Source organism: Roseobacter sp. HKCC-CH-9208 (genome assembly GCF_037805125.1).
Lineage (GTDB): Bacteria > Pseudomonadota > Alphaproteobacteria > Rhodobacterales > Rhodobacteraceae > M30B80.
The window spans coordinates 601,068-614,327 of the sequence record NZ_JBBLYK010000001.1; the positions used below are offsets into that span (position 1 = coordinate 601,068).

Below are 13,260 nucleotides of genomic sequence, written 5' to 3' on the forward strand. Positions count from 1 at the left end.
TCGCACGCCCCCTAAAAATAAATATCCGCCGCCGCAATGGCACAAGGCCCGCTTGGCGTGGTTAATATCAGATTACCAGTTTCGTCGACATCGTCAAAAACGCCACGAATGTCCCGATTGGGCAAACGCGCCAAAATGACTTGGCCGCGCTTGGCCGCGTGGGTCATCCATGCGGCGCGCACAGGAGCAAAACCCTGCTGAGAGATCTGCGCCTCCCAATGAGCCATGCGCGGGGTCAGCTGATCTAAAAAGGTTTCAGGGTCTGGGCATTGGCCTGCAACGCTGAACAGATCAATGGGCGCAAGCGCGCCCTCCTCAAGGCCCGCCACATCTGGGCTGTGTCGAAGGTTCACACCGATGCCGATCACCAAATGCCCCTGCTTGCCCACAGCGATCCCGTGGCTTTGCAGCAGGATGCCCGCGATTTTCTGGCCCTCAAGCAGCACATCATTGGGCCATTTTAAGGTCAATGCGTCAGGCGCCAAATAACTGGACAAAGCATCACGCAAGGCCAGCGCCGCGGTGAACGAGCGCAAAGCTGCCTCTTGCGGGGGGCAGTTGAGTGGCAGGATAAGTGAGGCTGTGAAATTACCAAAGGGGGCGCGCCATGCCCGCCCCCGCCGACCATATCCCGCCTCTTGGGTATGGGCCAAAATCCATATGGGTCGCTCTAGCGGCGCGGCGCGCAAGCGCCGCTCCGCTTCGGCCATGGTGCTGTCGACACGGGCCAAAATGACCCGTTCAACCGCCGTGCTGTCAGCGCACAAGTGCCTGCGCCGCGTTGGCCGCCAAATGGTCAATACCGAACAAATTCACAATGCCCGCAATCATGACCACGGCGGAAATCGTCAGGCCCAAGAATTGGATGATCGACATCCGCCCATCTAGGCCTTCGCGCGGTTCGCCAAAATACATGAAATAGACGATACGCAAATAATAGTAAGCGCCGATCACAGAGGCGATGACCCCTGACACGGCCAACCAAACCAAACCCGCATCAACAGCCGCTACCAGGACCGCGTATTTCGCGAAAAAGCCCAACATGGGTGGGACACCTGCGAGACTGAACATCAGCACCAAAACCGCCAAGGCCTGACCCGATTGTGCGGTGGTATAGCCGTTCAAGGCAGAGATATCGGTGACGGGGTAACCATCTTTCTCCATCGACATGATGAAGGAGAAAACACCAATATTCATGGTCACATAAATCACCATATAGATCAGCATCGCCTCGACACCCTGCCCCGTGCCAGAAGCCAGACCCATCAGGGCAAAGCCCATATGCCCGATGGACGAATAAGCCATCAGGCGTTTGATATCGGTTTGTCCAATGGCTGCAATGGCCCCGACAAACATCGACAAAACCGCCAAGGCCGCAACGATCTGCTGCCAATCGGAAATGGCCATGCCAAAGGCATCGTAGACCACACGGGCAAATAGCCCCATTGCGGCCATTTTCGGCGCTGTCGCAAAAAGGGCTGTCACAGGGGTCGGTGCGCCCTCATAAACATCAGGTGTCCACATGTGGAATGGGGCCGCTGATACTTTGAAGGCCAGACCTGCCGCCATAAAGACAAGGCCAAACACCATACCCAAAGACATACCGCCCATCGATGCCTCGATGATGCCCGCAAAAAGCGTGGTGCCCGCAAAGCCGTAAACGAGGGACGCGCCATAGAGCAAAAGACCCGAGGAGAGAGCGCCAAGGACGAAATATTTAAGGCCCGCTTCGGTTGAGCGGACACTGTCACGGCGCAAGGCGGCAACCACATAAAGGGCTAGGGATTGCAGCTCCAACCCCATGTAAAGCACGATCAAATCACCAGCGGACACCATGATCATCATGCCAACAACCGCAAAGGTGACAATCATCGGATATTCAAACCGACCAAGGCCCGATTTCTGCATCGCCTCTTGGCCCACGATCAAAATTGCCGCCGCGGATAAAAGGATCACAATTTTGGCAAAGCGCGCAAAATCATCAACCACGATCATGCCACCAAAGCTGCTTGCATCGCCTTGACCTGTTGCCGCGACATAGAGCGCCATAATCGCAAAGACTGCGGCGGTCGCGTAGGTCAAGGCAGGCGCCATGCCATCTTTGGTTGTGTAAACAGCCAACATCAGCCCCGCCATCGCATAGATGGACAGGACAATCTCTGGGATCAAAACTGCGAGGTCTGCGCCGATCATTAGAAATTCCTCAATGGCTGGCTGCAAGCGCAGTTGCGGGGGCAAACTCCGCAACGCTTGTGTGATAATTCGACAAAAGCGCCTCTACCGAGGGGCCAATAATATCGGTGACGAGGCTCGGATAGACACCCAATAGAATGGTCATCACCACCAATGGCGCGAAAATCGCCTTTTCGCGCGCGGTCATGTCGGTGATGGATTTCAGGCTTTCCTTGATCAGGTCACCCAACACCACGCGGCGATAGAGCCAGAGCGCATAAGCCGCCGACAAGATCACCCCTGTTGCCGCCAAAAGCCCAATCAGCGTGTTCACATGGAAAACACCCATCAAGGTCAGGAATTCGCCGACAAAGCCCGATGTGCCAGGAAGGCCCACATTGGCCATGGTGAACAGCATGAACACCGCCGCATAAGCGGGCATCCGATTTACCAGACCACCATAGGCATCAATCTCGCGCGTGTGCATGCGATCATAGATGACGCCAACACAGAGGAACAACGCCCCCGAAACAAAGCCGTGGCTGATCATTTGGAAAATCGCGCCATCTACACCTTGTTGATTGGCGGCGAAAATCCCCATCGTCACATATCCCATATGCGCAACTGATGAGTAAGCGATCAGCTTTTTCATATCTTCTTGCACCATCGCGACCAGTGAGGTGTAGATGATCGCAATCACAGACATCCACAGCACCAACGGCGCCATGATGTCAGAGGCGACTGGGAACATTGGCAAGCTAAAGCGCAAGAAACCGTATCCGCCCATCTTCAGCAAGATTGCCGCCAGAACCACAGAGCCTGCGGTTGGCGCCTGAACGTGTGCATCGGGCAACCACGTATGGACAGGCCACATTGGCATTTTGACCGCAAAGGACGCGAAGAAAGCGAGCCAAAGCAACATCTGCATCCCACCTGCAATCTGCCATCCAAAGAGGCTGATACCTGCCGCCGAGAATTCATGTGTCAACAATGTGGGGATATCGGTGGTGCCTGCATCAATATATATCGCCACCATCGCCACCAGCATCAGCACCGAACCAAGGAAGGTGTATAGGAAGAATTTGAACGCCGCATAGATGCGGTTTTTGCCGCCCCAAATCCCAATAATTAAGAACATCGGGATCAGGCCCGCTTCGAAGAACAGGTAGAACAGCACCAAATCCAATGCCACAAAGACACCGATCATCAGGCTTTCGAGAACCAAAAGCGCGATCATGTATTCTTTGACGCGATGCTCTACGCCCCAACAGGCAGCAATTGTAATCGGCATCAAGAATGTGGTCAGCAGAACGAATAGCACGCTGATCCCGTCCACGCCCAATTTATAGCTGAGCCCAAAGAGCCATTCGCGTTCTTCCACCATTTGGAAGCCCGTGTCATTCGCATCGAATTGCACAAGGATCGCCAAGGAGATCAAGAAGGTTGCGGTGGTGGCTGCCAGCGCTAAACGCTTGGCTCCAAGCTGTGCCGCCTCATCCTCGCCGCGCAAAAACAGCGCAAGGATGAGGGCCGCAACCATAGGCAGGAAGGTGACGATGGAAAGTAAGTTGTCCATGGAAATCCCTTAGCCTCCGATCGAAAGGCTGATCCATGTGATCAGTGCTACCACACCGACCACCATGGCAAATGCATAATGGAAAACGTAACCCGACTGCGCACGCCCTGCGAGGCGGGTTAAGAAGGGGATGATCCCAAGGGCAAGGCCGTTGATACCCCCGTCAATGATTTTGGTATCGCCAAGCTTCCAAAAGACACGGCCAATCGCCTGAGCAGGGCGCACAAAGACCGCGTCATAAATCTCGTCAAAATACCACTTGTTCAGCAAGAACAGATAAAGCGGGCGGTTGACCGCTGCCCAACGGGCAGGAAGGCTTGGGACAGCGATGTAGAAGATATAAGCCACAAGAAACCCGCCCAACATCGCGATAAACGGCGCAACTTTGACCCATTTGGGCACTTCATGCGCGTCACTGAGAACGGTATTTTCAGGGGCTTGGTGAATGGCCCCTTCACCGGGTGCGCCTGTAAAGACATAGTGATGTTCAGCCTCGGCTGTGCCCTCATGCGTGGCGGCATGGGTGGCATCATGACCTTCTTCGGCCATGGCCGCATCGGTGTGACCTTCGGTGCCATGGGTTGCGTCCCCCTCACCATGGGCCATCGCCTCAGCATAGGGGACGCCAAAGAATTTACCGACCTCATCTGGATGCCCAAAGAACGGCTTCAGCCAGATCATACCTGCAAATACCGCACCAAAGGCCAGAACGCCAAGCGGGATCAACATCACCACAGGGCTTTCATGTGCGTGATCATGCGTGTGCTTGTCACCCCGCGGGGTGCCAAAGAAGGTGAGGAACATCAAACGCCATGAATAGAAGCTGGTGAAGGCAGCCGCGATCACCAACATCCAGAAGGCGTAATGGCCCAAACCACCGCCAAAGGCATAGGCGCTTTCAATCACCGCGTCTTTGGACAGGAACCCTGCAAAGCCATAATAGGTCAGCGGGATACCAACGCCCGTGATGGCCAATGTGCCAATCAGCATGGCCGCGAATGTATAGGGAATCTTCTTCCGCAATCCGCCGTAATTGCGCATATCCTGCTCATGATGCATCGCGTGGATGACGGAGCCTGCGCCAAGGAACAGCATGGCCTTGAAGAATGCGTGGGTGAAGAGGTGGAACATCGCCACCGAATAAACCCCAACCCCCGCCGCAACGAACATGTATCCCAATTGCGAACAGGTGGAATAGGCGATGACGCGCTTGATGTCGTTCTGCACCAATCCAACAGTGGCCGCAAAGAACGCGGTCAGTGCGCCAAGGATGATGATGAAATTTGTGGCATAGGGGGCGTATTCCATAATCGGCGACATACGACAGACCAAGAAGACCCCCGCCGTCACCATGGTTGCAGCGTGGATCAGCGCGGATACAGGGGTCGGGCCTTCCATCGCATCAGGCAACCATGTGTGCAGCAAGAGCTGCGCCGATTTCCCCATCGCACCGATGAACAACAGCATTGCGATTGTATTGGCGGCATTAACCTCAAAGCCGAGGAAGGCAAAGCTTTGCTCTGCCAATTCCGCACCTATCGGCAAAATCACATCAAATTGGATCGAGTCCGCCATCCAGTACAGACCGAAGATCCCCAACAGGAAGCCGAAATCGCCAACGCGGTTGACGATAAAGGCCTTCATCGCCGCCGCACCTGCGCTTGGCTTGCGGAAATAGAAGCCAATCAAAAGATAGGAGGCGACCCCTACCCCTTCCCACCCGAAGAAGAGTTGCAGCAGGTTATCCGCGGTCACCAGCATCAGCATGGCAAAGGTGAAGAACGACAGATAGGCAAAGAACCGCGGGCGATAGCTTTCGCCTTCGCGGAAATTGTCGTCATGCGCCATGTAGCCAAAGGAATACAGATGCACGAGCGCCGAGACAGAGGTGATCACAATCAACATAATCGCCGTCAAGCGATCAATGCGAATGGCCCAATCCGTGAACAGGCTGCCTGATTCCACCCAACGCAGGATTGATATGGAATAGGTTTCGCCATCAAACCCGATGAACAGGGCCCAAGACAGGATCATCGACAAGAACAAAAGCGCGGTTGCAATGATGCAGGCGAGCTGTTCACCTAACCACCGCCAGCCAAAGCCAGCCAAAAGCGCGCCGATGAGCGGTGCAAAAAGCAGGATCGTTTCCATCGGCTCAGCCCTTCATATTCGAAACATCTTCAACCGCGATGGTGCCACGGTTGCGGAAGAAACAGACAAGGATCGCAAGACCAATCGCGGCCTCTGCCGCGGCGACTGTCAGGACGAACATGGTAAAGACCTGACCCGTCAAATCCCCCAAATGGGAGGAAAACGCGACAAGGTTGATATTCACCGATAGCAAAATCAATTCGACTGACATCAGGATCACGATGACATTCTTCCGATTGAGGAAAATGCCAAAAATCCCGATCACAAAGAGCGCAGCCGCCACCGTCAGGTAGTGTTCCAGTCCGATCGTCATCTCGTCCCTCCGAGGGGGTTTCCCTCATGGTCATTCAATATTCTGCGAGGCCAAAAGCCCCGCTTATGTCACAGCCCTTGACCAGGCTTTACGTCTTTTAGTTCCATCGCTTTCGCAGGATCACGATACATCTGCGCCAAGACATTCTGGCGCTTGACGTCCACGCGGTGGCGCAGCGTCAGAACAATCGCGCCCACCATCGCAACCAACAAAACCAAACCTGCCAATTGGAACACCAACAGGTAACGATCATAAAGGATCATCCCCAAGGCTTTAGTGTTGTGCATCTGATCACTTGCGGGGGTTGGATTGCCAAGGCGGGTATCAATCCCATCTGAAAAGGCCCATGTGCCATAGGCAAGGCCCAGTTGGATCAACAAAACCACACCAATCAAAAGCGCAAGTGGCATATATTGCGCCATTCCCGCCTTAAGTTCGGCGAAATCAACATCCAACATCATCACCACAAAGAGGAACAACACCGCCACCGCGCCCACATAGACAATGATCAACAGCATCGCGACAAATTCAGCGCCCAAAAGGACGAACAAACCCGCGGCAGACAGGAAGCTGAGGATCAGCCACAGAACCGAATGCACGGGGTTGCGGGCCAGCACCACCAAAAGTGCTGCGGCAACCAGAACGGTTGAAAACGCATAGAAGGTGATATCGGCCACGCCCATATTTTAGTCCTCGCCTTCGTCAATGGCCGCTTTGGCCAGTTCCATCGCTTTGTTCATCGCAGGCACACCGCCAAACATCGCGGCCATGCCAATGGTCTCAGCAATCTCTTGCGGGCTTGCCCCTGCCTCGACCGCATGGCGCACCGTCATACGGATTTGCGCCTCGGCCAATGCGCCCTGAACGGTCAGACCATGCAGGGTCAAAAGCAGCCGCGTTTTCGCGTCCAAACCCCCCGGATTGAATTGCTTTCCAAAGAAAGCCTCCATCATTTCGGCGGGCATGGTGGGCCAAAGTTTATCAAGATTTGACGCAGTAATATTCGCCATGGCGGGGTTAACCGCCTTGAGGAAGTCCTGTGTCATCTCTTGCGTTTGGCGCATCAATGCCTCGAAAGGATTCTGGGGGGACTCGTTACTCATTTTACACACTCACAGGTTCGGACTTACCGATACGGCGCGTCCAACTCTAGGTTGCGGGCAATTTCCGCTTCCCATCTCTCACCATTGGCCAGAAGTTTGGCCTTGTCGTAATACAGTTCTTCACGGGTTTCAGTGGCGAATTCGAAATTCGGCCCTTCAACAATCGCATCCACAGGGCAAGCCTCTTGGCAGAAACCGCAATAGATGCATTTGGTCATATCGATATCGTAGCGCGTGGTGCGGCGGCTGCCGTCCTCGCGGGGTTCAGCGTCAATCGTGATTGCCTGTGCGGGGCAAATCGCCTCGCATAATTTACACGCGATGCAGCGTTCTTCGCCATTAGGATAGCGGCGCAGCGCATGTTCGCCGCGAAAACGCGGCGACAACGGCCCCTTTTCATGCGGGTAATTGACGGTCGCTTTGGGGGCAAAGAAATACTTAAAGCCCAGCTTGAAGCCTTTAAAAAAGTCGACCAGCAAGAAATATTTTGCAGCGCGGGTATAATCGATCTGTGTCATCGTTCAGCCCCCAATTGCCCAACGGGCATATGCCCCACCAAAGAGTTCAAACTTTGCGAGGAAAGCGACCAAGACGACCCAAGCCAAAGACATAGGCAGGAACACTTTCCAACCGATGCGCATCAATTGGTCATAGCGGTAGCGCGGCACAACCGCCTTTACCATCGCGAAGAAGAAGAAGAATACGGCCATCTTAGCGACCATCCACAGCGCGCCATCTGCGACCCCTGGAATGGGCGATAGCCAACCGCCGAAGAACAACAGCGTCATCAGCGCGCACATCAAGAAGATCGCGATATATTCGCCGGCCATGAACAGCAAGAACGGTGTCGAAGAATATTCAACCTGATAGCCCGCGACCAATTCCGATTCCGCTTCGGGCAGATCGAAGGGCGGGCGGTTGGTTTCAGCAAGCGCCGAGATGAAAAACAAAAACACCATCGGCAAATGCGGCAACCAATACCACGAGAACAGGCCGAAATTCCCGTCCTGCGCGCGCACGATATCGCCAAAGTTCAGCGATCCAGTCGAAATGATTACCCCAACGATGATCAGACCAATGGACACCTCATAAGAGATCATTTGCGCTGCCGAGCGCAAAGAGCCAAGGAACGGATATTTCGAGTTGGACGCCCATCCCCCCATGATCACGCCATAAACCTCAAGCGAGGAAATCGCGAAAACATACAGGATTGCCACGTTCAAATCGGCCAAAACCCATGTATCGTTGAACGGGATCACCGCCCAAGCAATCATGGCCAAGACAAAACTGGTCATTGGCGCCAGAAGGAACACGGGGCGATCCGCACCTGCGGGGATCACGACCTCCTTCACTACATATTTCAGCGCATCGGCCACGGTCTGCAACAGGCCAAACACACCCACCACATTGGGGCCGCGGCGCATCTGAACAGCCGCCCAAATTTTGCGGTCGCCATAAACAAGGAAAAGTAGCGAAACCATCACAAAGCCGATCACAAGCAAACATTGTGCTGCGATGATCAGCATCATTCCGGGCGTGGTTGATAAGAAACCGTCCATGTCGTCCTCAAACCGTCGGTATGCCGTTATCCTGACAGGCCGCAACGATGACTTCTGCATCTATCGTCTGCGACCCGAGCGGGAGCGATGGCGAGATGGTGTAAACCGCATCTCCGCGCCAAATGCCACCCTCTTCGTATACATTTGTGCGCACATGTCGCGCAAAACCATATCCGCGGATCAGCGCATATTGCGCTGCCGCACATTTGGCATAGTCCTCAACATTACTTGTCGTGGTCGCGCCTGACATTTGCACGATGAAATTCACCAAGTCGTCGTCCAGTAGTCTTGTCTCTACACCGTCATAAAAAGCGGGTGGCCCTTGATCGTAACGCGGAATGGTCTGGCATCCCGCAAGGCCTAGGCCCGCTCATATCAGCCCCGCGACCATCATAGAACCCCGTTTCGAGATAATATGATGTAAATCGCGGAACATCATTTCTTCATTCAGCCGCCAATGCGGCCGCATTACGCGCCTTTGCATTCGCCGATAGCTCGGCCATCAATTGGCTGGCGCGGGCAATCGGGTTGGTTAGGTAATGATCTGCAATGGCCGATTTGAAATCTGCCTTACCCAAGGCCTTTTGCGTCAGAGCCGCGCCTGAATTCGCGGGCAACTCGTCCACCATAGCCAAATGCGGCACGGCTTTCACCAAGGCCTGACGCAATTGGGTTTGGGTGTCGTAAGGCAATGTCGCGCCCAATTCAGCGGAAAGCGCGCGCAAAATCGCCCAATTTTCCTTGGCTTCATTGGGGGGGAAATTCGCACGCTGCGCCAATTGCGGACGCCCTTCGGTGTTTACGAAGAGGCCGTTTTCTTCGGTATAAGCTGCAGCAGGCAGAATGACATCCGCACGATGCGCGCCACGATCCCCGTGGCTGCCTTGATAGATAACAAAGGCACCATCGGCGATCTCAACCTCATCTGCGCCGAGGTTATAGATGACATCCGCATCTTTTACCGCGGCGGTCAGCCCCCCCTTGGTAACAGCGCCCACATCCATCGCGCCCACGCGGGCCGCGGCCGTGTGCAAGACCAAGAGGCCCGATTTGGTTTTCTCAGCCAAGGCTTGCGCTGCGGCCAAAACCGCCTCGCCATCAGCCTCACGCAGGGCCCCTTGGCCGATGATGACCAGTGATGCCTGTTTTGCGACCGCCCCTGCCGCACGGGACAAGGTTTTCTCCAAGGCCGCACGATCTGTGCCCAGATGTGCATAGTCATAGGTCAGATCAGCCGCTTCGCCGATCACCTCGACATTTGCGCCGCGCGCCCATGCTTTGCGAATCCGCGCATTGAGCACGGGGGCCTCAAGGCGGGGGTTGGTGCCGATTAGGATGATATGATCTGCGTGATCAATATCTTCAATCGCCGCTGTGCCCACATAGGCCGCGCGATTGGCTTCGGGCAATTTCGCGCCATCGGTGCGGCATTCTACAACGCCACCTTGACCCTCGATCATCTGTTTCATTGCGAAAATCGCCTCAACGGGGGCCAAATCACCCACGAGACATGCAATTTTCTTAGCGCCTTTCAGCGCCTCGGCGGCTTTGGCCAAAGCCTCGCCCCACGTTGCTTTGCGCAATTTACCTTTTTCGCGGATATAGGGCACATCAAGCCGCTGGCGGCGCAGGCCATCCCACACAAAGCGGGTTTTATCCGAAATCCATTCCTCGTTCACGCCATCATGGTTGCGCGGCAGGATACGCATCACTTCGCGCCCTTTTGTATCCACGCGAATATTGCTGCCAAGCGCGTCCATAACATCGATAGTCTCGGTCTTGCTCAACTCCCAAGGCCGCGCGGTAAAGGCATAAGGCTTGGAGGTCAGCGCGCCTACGGGGCACAGGTCGATGATGTTGCCCTGCAAGTTCGAATTCAGGGTTTCCCCAAGATAAGAGGTGATCTCTGCATCCTCACCACGGCCTGTCTGGCCCATTTGGGTGATCCCTGCCACCTCGGTGGTGAAGCGCACGCAGCGCGTGCAGGAAATGCAGCGCGTCATGTGGGTTTCGACCAAGGGGCCCAAGTCCAAATCTTCTGAGGCACGTTTGGGTTCGCGATACCGGCTAAAATCCACGCCATAAGCCATGGCCTGATCTTGCAGATCACATTCACCGCCTTGGTCACAGATTGGACAATCAAGCGGGTGGTTGATCAGAAGAAACTCCATCACCCCTTCGCGGGCTTTCTTCACCATAGGCGAATTGGTTTTCACCACAGGCGGCTGACCTTCTGGGCCGGGGCGCAAATCGCGCACCTGCATCGCGCAAGAGGCCGCAGGTTTGGGGGGGCCACCCACAACCTCAACCAAACACATCCGGCAGTTGCCCGCGATGGAGAGGCGCTCGTGATAGCAGAAGCGCGGAATTTCGATTCCTGCCACTTCACAAGCTTGGATCAGGGTCATCGCCCCTTCCACCTCGATCTCATTCCCATCAATAACGATTTTTCTCAGGTCGCTCATGCGCGCGGTCCTTCGTTGGCCTCAGGGCGGGTCTGGAATTTATGCCCTGCAAATTCGCTTTTGGTGCCTTCTAACCCTCAATAAGCAATCTGCCAACGGCTGACTGCGAAGAAATTTCGTCGCGGCCCAATCTGCACATAGATTGGGCATCTTCGACACTTGCTTCGCGCTCTGCCAGATAGGCCGCTGCTAGGGCACGGTATCGTGCTTTGTCAGCATCGCTATCGAGATAGTCTTCTAGCTCAGCACGCGAATAGCCCAAGGATATGCCGCGATCAACCAAGCTTTGTGCAAAAGCCCAAGCGCGCAGAATCCGTGCATTGATACTGTCACAATGATTGCGCACCAATCGCCCGATTGAGATGACCAAAAGACCCTCATGAATTTGGGGATCGTTGCGCAAGGCATCAAAGCGATCCTCAGCCCTTGCAGGCATCGCCGCTGCCGCCAAAAGCAGCGTAAGGACCAAGGCGCGCATCATCGCGCGCGGGCCATTTCGAGGGGATTTGTGCATCTGCGTTACCATATTCACATCAGGCCACATCGGATGTCAGAGCGCAATTCACAAGCCCGTGCAGAGCTTAGACCAACGATAGATACAAAAACGGGGCCGCAAGGGCCCCGTTCTATATCATTCTGCTGCAATCGCGGCACCGCGTTTTGATTTGATGCGATCTTCAATTTCATCACGGAAATTGCGGATCAAACCTTGGATCGGCCACGCAGCCGCATCACCAAGCGCGCAAATTGTATGACCTTCAACCTGCTTGGTCACATCAAGCAGCATATCGATTTCTTCAACCGATGCCTCGCCTTTGACGAAACGATCCATCACGCGCATCATCCAGCCCGTGCCTTCGCGGCAAGGCGTGCATTGGCCACAAGATTCATGCTTGTAGAATTTCGACAAGCGCCAAATCGCTTTGATGATGTCTGTGGATTTATCCATCACGATCACCGCAGCTGTGCCAAGGCCAGAGCGCTGTTCGCGCAGATAATCAAAATCCATGATGGCCTCGCGCATATCCTCACCACGGATACAGGGCACAGATGATCCACCAGGAATGACCGCCTTGAGGTTATCCCAGCCACCGCGAATGCCGCCGCAATGACGCTCGATCAATTCCTCAAAGGTGATCGACATCGCCTCTTCCACCACGCAAGGGGTGTTCACATGGCCAGAAATCGCAAAAAGTTTTGTCCCTGCATTATTGGGGCGCCCAAAACCCGCAAACCATTCAGCCCCACGGCGCAGAATGGTCGGCACAACCGCGATTGATTCGACATTGTTCACCGTGGTCGGGCATCCATAGAGACCCGCCCCCGCAGGGAAGGGTGGCTTCATGCGTGGCATGCCTTTTTTGCCCTCAAGGCTTTCAAGAAGCGCAGTTTCCTCGCCGCAAATATAGGCCCCTGCCCCGTGATGCAGATATAGATCAAAATCCCAACCCGATTTCGCGGCATTTTTGCCCAGAAGGCCCGCATCATAACATTCGTCAATCGCGGCCTGAAGGGCCTCGCGTTCGCGGATATATTCACCGCGGATATAGATGTAACAGGCATGGGCCCCCATCGCGAAAGAGGCGATCAAACATCCCTCAATCAGCGTATGCGGGTCATGGCGCATGATCTCGCGGTCTTTACAGGTGCCAGGCTCAGATTCGTCCGCATTCACCACCAAGTAGGAGGGGCGACCATCGCTTTCCTTCGGCATGAAGGACCATTTCAAACCTGTGGGGAACCCCGCCCCGCCACGGCCCCGCAATCCCGATGCTTTCATGATCTCAATTATTTTGTCACGGCCCAGCGCAATCAGGTCTTTGGTGCTATCCCAATGGCCCCGCGCCTTTGCGCCTTTCAGGCTGCGCTCATGCATCCCATAGATGTTGGTAAAGATGCGGTCTTTATCCTGAAGCATGTC

13 protein-coding genes are annotated in these 13,260 nt (G+C 54.9%); all 13 read right to left on the reverse strand.

The window, feature by feature from the left end; genetic code table 11:
- Positions 1 to 11 precede the first annotated feature (11 nt).
- Positions 12 to 767 carry a biotin--[acetyl-CoA-carboxylase] ligase gene (locus tag AAC621_RS02970; protein WP_340252090.1) on the reverse strand — a complete coding sequence of 252 codons (756 nt, stop codon included), beginning with the start codon at positions 765 to 767 and terminating at the stop codon, positions 12 to 14.
- Entirely contained in the window at positions 757 to 2,193 is a 1,437-nt protein-coding gene (nuoN, locus tag AAC621_RS02975) for an NADH-quinone oxidoreductase subunit NuoN (protein WP_340252093.1), read from the reverse strand. The genes AAC621_RS02970 and nuoN overlap by 11 nt, the downstream gene beginning before the upstream one ends.
- A gap of 10 nt (positions 2,194 to 2,203) precedes the next feature.
- Positions 2,204 to 3,748 carry an NADH-quinone oxidoreductase subunit M gene (locus tag AAC621_RS02980; RefSeq protein WP_340252096.1) on the reverse strand — a complete coding sequence of 515 codons (1,545 nt, stop codon included), beginning with the start codon at positions 3,746 to 3,748 and terminating at the stop codon, positions 2,204 to 2,206.
- 9 nt (positions 3,749 to 3,757) lie between these two features.
- Positions 3,758 to 5,899: an NADH-quinone oxidoreductase subunit L gene (nuoL, locus tag AAC621_RS02985; protein WP_340252099.1), complete on the reverse strand. Its 2,142-nt coding sequence runs from the start codon at positions 5,897 to 5,899 to the stop codon at positions 3,758 to 3,760.
- 4 nt (positions 5,900 to 5,903) lie between these two features.
- Complete coding sequence (nuoK, locus tag AAC621_RS02990) at positions 5,904 to 6,212, reverse strand: NADH-quinone oxidoreductase subunit NuoK (protein ID WP_340252102.1); 309 nt, start codon at positions 6,210 to 6,212, stop codon at positions 5,904 to 5,906.
- Between the two features lie 68 nt (positions 6,213 to 6,280).
- A complete protein-coding gene (locus AAC621_RS02995) occupies positions 6,281 to 6,895 on the reverse strand; it encodes an NADH-quinone oxidoreductase subunit J (protein WP_340252105.1) in 615 nt (204 codons plus the stop codon).
- Positions 6,896 to 6,898: 3 nt separating this feature from the next.
- Positions 6,899 to 7,315 carry a carboxymuconolactone decarboxylase family protein gene (locus tag AAC621_RS03000; RefSeq protein ID WP_317656053.1) on the reverse strand — a complete coding sequence of 139 codons (417 nt, stop codon included), beginning with the start codon at positions 7,313 to 7,315 and terminating at the stop codon, positions 6,899 to 6,901.
- Between the two features lie 23 nt (positions 7,316 to 7,338).
- Positions 7,339 to 7,833 (reverse strand): NADH-quinone oxidoreductase subunit NuoI, encoded by a 495-nt coding sequence (gene nuoI, locus AAC621_RS03005; protein WP_317656054.1) that lies wholly within the window; start codon positions 7,831 to 7,833, stop codon positions 7,339 to 7,341.
- A gap of 3 nt (positions 7,834 to 7,836) precedes the next feature.
- Complete coding sequence (gene nuoH, locus AAC621_RS03010) at positions 7,837 to 8,874, reverse strand: NADH-quinone oxidoreductase subunit NuoH (RefSeq protein ID WP_340252110.1); 1,038 nt, start codon at positions 8,872 to 8,874, stop codon at positions 7,837 to 7,839.
- Between the two features lie 7 nt (positions 8,875 to 8,881).
- Positions 8,882 to 9,214: a hypothetical protein gene (locus AAC621_RS03015; RefSeq protein ID WP_340256284.1), complete on the reverse strand. Its 333-nt coding sequence runs from the start codon at positions 9,212 to 9,214 to the stop codon at positions 8,882 to 8,884.
- Between the two features lie 103 nt (positions 9,215 to 9,317).
- Positions 9,318 to 11,339: an NADH-quinone oxidoreductase subunit NuoG gene (nuoG, locus tag AAC621_RS03020; protein WP_340252113.1), complete on the reverse strand. Its 2,022-nt coding sequence runs from the start codon at positions 11,337 to 11,339 to the stop codon at positions 9,318 to 9,320.
- 70 nt (positions 11,340 to 11,409) lie between these two features.
- Positions 11,410 to 11,853, reverse strand: coding sequence for a DUF5333 domain-containing protein (locus AAC621_RS03025; RefSeq protein WP_340252115.1), 444 nt, complete (start codon positions 11,851 to 11,853; stop codon positions 11,410 to 11,412).
- A 117-nt stretch (positions 11,854 to 11,970) separates the two neighbouring features.
- Complete coding sequence (gene nuoF / locus AAC621_RS03030; protein WP_340252117.1) at positions 11,971 to 13,257, reverse strand: NADH-quinone oxidoreductase subunit NuoF; 1,287 nt, start codon at positions 13,255 to 13,257, stop codon at positions 11,971 to 11,973.
- Positions 13,258 to 13,260: the final 3 nt, after the last annotated feature.